A 5321-nucleotide genomic window follows, 5' to 3' on the forward strand; every position below is an offset into this window, starting at 1 on the left:
GCAGGAGACGGCGATCACCTCGGTGACCGCGCCCTTTTCCTTCAGGCGCACCGCCTCTTCCACCGCGATCTCGTCGAACGGGTTCATCGACATCTTCACGTTGGCGATGTCGACGCCGCTGCCATCGCTTTTCACGCGGACCTTGACGTTGTAGTCGACCACGCGCTTGACGGGGACGAGGACCTTCATGCTGAGTTGCTCCTGTGAGGTGGTGGTTCGGGGTGCAATTGACGTGCACGTCAATTGGCCATTGTAGGGGGGTGGGGAGTACGGCCTGGGCGCCGCGCAGAAAATCGAACGACCGTGCTTTTCCAGGAATTATATCGACCCCCCACCGGTATCCGATGCCCCGCGACGCGCGGCGGGTGTCGTTCAGGCGTCATTTACCCGACCGCTTGGTCGGCGAACTCGGGTAAGTCTGGAGGGCGCCGTGCAAGGCGTTCACCTATAGTGAATTTGCGCCGTTTGCTTATGTTGAGTAATCGCCCGCGCGCCCCCCATCACACCGTCGCTGGAGCCCCCGCATGAAGCTGATCCCCCTCCTGGCCACCGCCGCTTTCCTGAGTGCCGGCGCGGCCTCGGCGCAGACCGTGTTCTCCGCCTCCTCCTGGGTGCCGCCCACGCACACCCTGAGCGTGGCCCAGAAGAACTGGTGCGACGCGTTGGAGAAAGAGAGCAGTGGGCGCATGAAGTGCAACATCCTGCCCAAGGGCGTGGCCGCAGCGCCGGGCACCTTCGACGCCGTGCGCGACGGCCTGGCCGACATCTCCTACACGGTGGACGGCTACACACCGGGCCGCTTCATCAACACGCAGGTGGCCGAGTTCCCCTTTCTCGGCGACAGCTCGGTCCCCACGTCGGTGGCCTATCAGCGCATCTACAGCAAGTACTTCGCGCCGCTGGGCGAGCACCGTGGCGTGAAGGTGCTGGGCGTGTTCACCCACGGTCCCGGCATCATCTTCAACAGCAAGCAACCGGTGAAGACGGTGGACGACGCCACCAAGCTCAAGTTCCGCATCGGCGGCGGCAACATCAACGAGCTGTCCAAGCTCATGGGCTTCAACACCACGCTCAAACCCGCGCCCGATTCCTTCGAGCTGCTGTCCACGGGCGTGATGGACGGAACCTTCTTCCCGGACGAGTCCATCGCCTCGTTCAAGCTGAACATGATCAAGCACGCCACCACCTTCCCTGGCGGGCTCTACAACACCAGCTTCGTCTTCATGATGAACCCCGCCAAGTACAACGCGCTGTCGGCGCAGGACAAGGCGGTGGTGGACAAGCTCTCTGGCGAATACGCCGCCCGCCTGTTCGGGGAAGGATGGGACAAGGTGGACGCGGCCAGCCGCGATCTGCAGAAGCAGCAGGGCGTGCAGCGCATCCAGGCCGACGAGTCCTTCATCAAGGCCGTCGCGGCCAAGCAGGCCGAACTGGAAGACAAATGGGCCGCCGCCGCCGGGGCCAAGGGCCTGAAGGACCCCAAGGCCGTCCTGGCCGAATTCCGCGCCGAGATCAAGAAGATCAAGTAAGGCGCCGAGCCGCCCATCCCGCACGGCGGGCAGTCGCCAATCCGGCTGCCCGCCGTTGCTTTTGAACGCTCCCTCCACATGCTCACCTTCCTGGATCGCGCGCTGCGCTGGTCGACCGGCCTGATGGCCGCGATGGCCCTGTTCTCCATCATGTTGCTCACGCTGGTCGACGTCACGGGCCGCAAGTTCTTCAGCCATTCGGTGCCTGGCGGGCTGGAGGTCACCGAGATCCTCATGGTGATCGTCATCTTCGGTGCGCTGCCGCTGGTGTCCTGGCGGGGAGAGCACGTGGTCTTCGACTCACTGGATGCCTTCGTTCCCACCTGGCTGCACCGCATCCAGCAGCGTGTGGTGCACCTGTTCTGCGCCATCGTGTTCGCCTGGATGGCGCGCCTGATGGTGATGCGCGCGGATCGCTTCGCGGAGTACGGCGACATCACCGTCCATCTGCAGCTGCCCATGGCGCCGGTGGCCTGGGTGATGGCGGCCTTCCTGCTGGTCACCGCGCTGGTGCATCTGATCTTCGTCTTCGTACGACCACCCGAGCCGGCTTTCCACGGCGCGACCGCACAGGGAGACGCCGCATGACCGCCGCGCTGCTGGGCTTCCTGGGCGTCTTCGCCATGGCCTTCCTGCGCATCCCGCTGGCCGTCGCCATGGCGACGGCAGGCTTCGTGGGCATGGGCCTCCTGCGTGGCTGGCAACCGGCTCTGGCCAGCACCAGCCAGGTGATCTTCGAGACCGGCTTCGCCTATGTGCTGTCGGTCATCCCGCTGTTCGTGCTCATGGGCAACTTCGTGGCCCGCGCCGGCATGGCGCGCGAATTGTTCACCGCAGCCAACGCATTCGTGGGGCACCGCCCGGGCGGGCTGGCCATGGCCAGCATCATCGCCTCGGGCGGTTTCGGCTCGATCTGCGGTTCCTCGATCGCCACTGCCGCCACCATGACGCGCGTGGCCTTTCCAGAGATGAAGGCGCACGGCTACAAGGAAACCCTGGCCACCGGCGCCATCGCCTCGGGTGGCACGCTGGGCATCCTGATCCCGCCATCCACCATCCTGGTCATCTACGGGATCATCACCGAGACGGACATCGGCAAGCTGTTCATCGCGGGCATCCTGCCGGGCATCGTCGCCATTGCCTGCCTGTGCCTGGCGGTGGTCTTCGTCACTTGGCGCGACCCGCAGGCCGGCCCGCCCGCCGAACGCTTCACCTGGCGCCAGCGCCTGGGCGCCATCCGCGGCATCTGGGGCGTGGTGCTGCTGTTCGCGCTGGTGATCGGCGGCATCTACGGCGGTGTGTTCACCGCCACCGAAGGGGCCGGCGTGGGCGCGGCGGGTGCTTTCTTCTTCGCGCTCGCGCGCCGCACGCTCACGCCGCGGCTGTTGCTGGAGGTGCTGATCGAGAGCTCGCGCACCACAGCCATGTTGTTCACCATCCTCATCGCGGCGATGGTGTTCACCAACTTCATCAACTTCACCTCCATGCCCGCCGACCTGCGCGACTTCGTCCTGCAGTTCAGCCCGGAACCCATCATGGTGGTGGTCGTGATGATGGCGATCTACCTGGCCTTGGGCATGGTGATGGAGGAGCTGGCCATCGTGCTGCTCACCATCCCGGTGTTCTTCCCGGTGATCATGGGACTGGGCTTCGACCCGGTGTGGTTCGGCATCCTGATCGTCACCATCGTGGAGATCGGCATGATTTCCCCACCGGTGGGGCTCAACCTGTTCGTGATGAACTCCCTGCTGCCGACCGTGCGGCTGACGACGATCTATCGCGGCGTATGGCCATTCGTTCTGGCCGACGTGGTGCGCCTGGGTATCCTGATCGCCTTCCCCATCATCTCGCTCTGGCTGCCCGGCTTCATGAACCGCTAGCGGCCGCCAGATCGTCGCCCTGGCGCAGCACGTGCACCACGCGCTGCGGGAAGGGGATCTCGATGCCGTTGGCGCGCAGCGACGACAGGATCGCCAGGTTGATGGCCGAGCGCAGGGCAAGTTGCCCGTTCTCCGGGTCACCGATCCAGTAACCGAGCGTGAACTCCAGGCCATCGGCCCCGAAGTTGGACAAGGCCACCGATGGCCCCGGGCTCTTGAGCACGCGGGGCTGCGCAGTGGCGGCGTCCAGCAGCAGCCGCGTCACCAGGTCCACATCGCTGTCATAGGCCACCGACACCACCGTCGACTGCCAGACGTTCGGGTCGGCCAGCGACAGGTTCTCCACCCGGTTGGTGATGAGCATCTCGTTGGGCACGATGGACTCGCGCCCGCTGAGGTTGCGGATCAGCGTGTAGCGCGCGTTGATGTCGGTGATGCGGCCCTCGAAGTTGTCCACGCGCACGTTGTCGCCGATGCGCATGCTGCGCTCGGCGAGGATGACGAAGCCGCTGACGTAGTTGGACGCGAGCTTCTGCAGGCCCAGGCCGATGCCCACGCCCACGGCACCGCCGAGCACGGACAGCGCGGTGAGGTCGATGCCCACGGCCGACAGCGCGATGATCAGGCCCACGAACAGCAACAGCGCGCGCGTGGCGTTGCTGATCGCTTTGCGCAGGGAGCGGTCATTGCCGACGCTGCTGCGCAGCAGACGCGACTCGATGGCCGAGGAAATCCACAGGGTGATGATCAGCACCGCGGACGCGGTGACGACGCCTTCAATGAGGGTGCGCAGGCTCAGCGTGGTGGCACCCACCTTCCACCGGATGTCTTCCGCCTCGGCCAGCATCACCGGCAGCAGGCCGCTGACCCACAGCACCATGCCCGCCCAGGCGACCCAGGAGATGGTGCGCTCCAGCACCTTCACCCAAGGGCTGTCGTCGAAGGCCACCTGCAGCACCTTCACACCCAGGCGGATCACCGCCAGCGAGACCAGCACAGGAATGGCGACGTGAAACACCGCCAGCGGCACGAAGCGCGCCAGCAGCCCGCGCGCCACGAAGCCCAGCACCAGCAGCACAAGGGGAAACAGGGCGCCATCGACGATGCGCTGCCCGAACATCACCGATTGCGGTTCGTTCTGCATGGCCAGAGCCCGGCGCAGGCCGGCGACCAGCGACCAGGCCAACAAGGCCACGGCCAGCAGGGTGGCCAGCTCGGCCAGTGCCGCCGGCTGCAGGAGACCGTGCAACCAGGCGGACAGGTCGTCCACCGGACGCGGCGAAGCGGATGAGGGGTTCATCGTGACAACAGATGACAAAAGAAAGACAGGAACACGTCAGACGCCTGCGAGCACGCGCAGGTGCGCCTCGACGCTGCGCGCCAGGGCGTCCAGCGCGTAGCCGCCTTCCAGACAACTCACGATGCGCCCCTGGGCGTGGCGCTCGGCCACGTCCTTGATGCGCTCGGTCAGCCAGGCGTAGTCGTTCTCCACCAGGCCGAGCTGCGCCATGTCGTCTTCGCGGTGCGCGTCGAAGCCGGCGCTCACGAACACGAGCTGCGGGCGGTGCGCGTCCAGGCGCGGCATCCAATACGTCTCGGCCAGTTCGCGGATTTCCATGCCGCGCGTGTAGGCGGGCACGGGCAGGTTGACAAGGTTGGCCGCCGTGGAGTGCTCGCAGGCCGGGTAGAAGGGATGCTGATAGAAGCTGCACATGAGGATGCGATCGTCGCCCGCGACGATGTCCTCGGTGCCGTTGCCGTGGTGCACGTCGAAGTCGACGATGGCCACGCGCTGGAGGCCGTGCCGCTCCAGCGCGTACTTGGCCGCCACCGCCACGTTGTTGACGAAGCAGAAGCCCATGGCCTGGCGGCGCATGGCGTGGTGGCCGGGCGGGCGCACGGCGCAGAAGGC

The 5321-nt window shown here is 66.1% G+C and carries 5 protein-coding genes and 1 pseudogene; 3 read left to right on the forward strand and 3 right to left on the reverse strand.

Annotation, left to right across the window (positions count from 1 at the left end; translation table 11 throughout):
- Positions 1 to 189: electron transfer flavoprotein subunit beta/FixA family protein (locus tag VLG41_RS10690; protein ID WP_414652480.1), on the reverse strand; the 189-nt coding region annotated here is incomplete at its 3' end.
- 335 nt (positions 190 to 524) lie between these two features.
- Here VLG41_RS10690 and VLG41_RS10695 point away from each other — a divergent pair.
- The 3 genes from VLG41_RS10695 (at position 525) to VLG41_RS10705 (ending at position 3409) form a co-directional block, all read left to right on the forward strand.
- Entirely contained in the window at positions 525 to 1529 is a 1005-nt protein-coding gene (locus VLG41_RS10695; protein ID WP_325349381.1) for a TRAP transporter substrate-binding protein, read from the forward strand.
- A 78-nt stretch (positions 1530 to 1607) separates the two neighbouring features.
- Positions 1608 to 2117 (forward strand): TRAP transporter small permease, encoded by a 510-nt coding sequence (locus tag VLG41_RS10700; protein ID WP_325349382.1) that lies wholly within the window; start codon positions 1608 to 1610, stop codon positions 2115 to 2117.
- Positions 2114 to 3409: a TRAP transporter large permease gene (locus VLG41_RS10705; RefSeq protein ID WP_325349383.1), complete on the forward strand. Its 1296-nt coding sequence runs from the start codon at positions 2114 to 2116 to the stop codon at positions 3407 to 3409. The genes VLG41_RS10700 and VLG41_RS10705 overlap by 4 nt, the downstream gene beginning before the upstream one ends.
- Here the strand turns inward: VLG41_RS10705 and VLG41_RS10710 are convergent.
- A complete protein-coding gene (locus VLG41_RS10710) occupies positions 3396 to 4709 on the reverse strand; it encodes a mechanosensitive ion channel family protein (RefSeq protein WP_325349384.1) in 1314 nt (437 codons plus the stop codon). The genes VLG41_RS10705 and VLG41_RS10710 overlap by 14 nt on opposite strands.
- A 36-nt stretch (positions 4710 to 4745) precedes the next feature.
- Positions 4746 to 5321 (reverse strand): annotated as a pseudogene (locus tag VLG41_RS10715) (histone deacetylase family protein); the annotation flags it as partial.

Origin of the sequence: Hydrogenophaga sp., from assembly GCF_035481345.1 — a bacterium.
Lineage (GTDB): Bacteria > Pseudomonadota > Gammaproteobacteria > Burkholderiales > Burkholderiaceae_C > Hydrogenophaga.

What these genes read in the sequence shown, in the direction of transcription:
- VLG41_RS10695 (WP_325349381.1), top strand. Translation starts at nt 525, where the DNA reads ATGAAGCTGATCCCCCTCCTGGCCACCGCCGCTTTCCTGAGTGCCGGC.
- VLG41_RS10700 (WP_325349382.1), top strand. Translation starts at nt 1,608, where the DNA reads ATGCTCACCTTCCTGGATCGCGCGCTGCGCTGGTCGACCGGCCTGATG.
- VLG41_RS10710 (WP_325349384.1), bottom strand. Translation starts at nt 4,709, where the DNA reads ATGAACCCCTCATCCGCTTCGCCGCGTCCGGTGGACGACCTGTCCGCC.
- VLG41_RS10705 (WP_325349383.1), top strand. Translation starts at nt 2,114, where the DNA reads ATGACCGCCGCGCTGCTGGGCTTCCTGGGCGTCTTCGCCATGGCCTTC.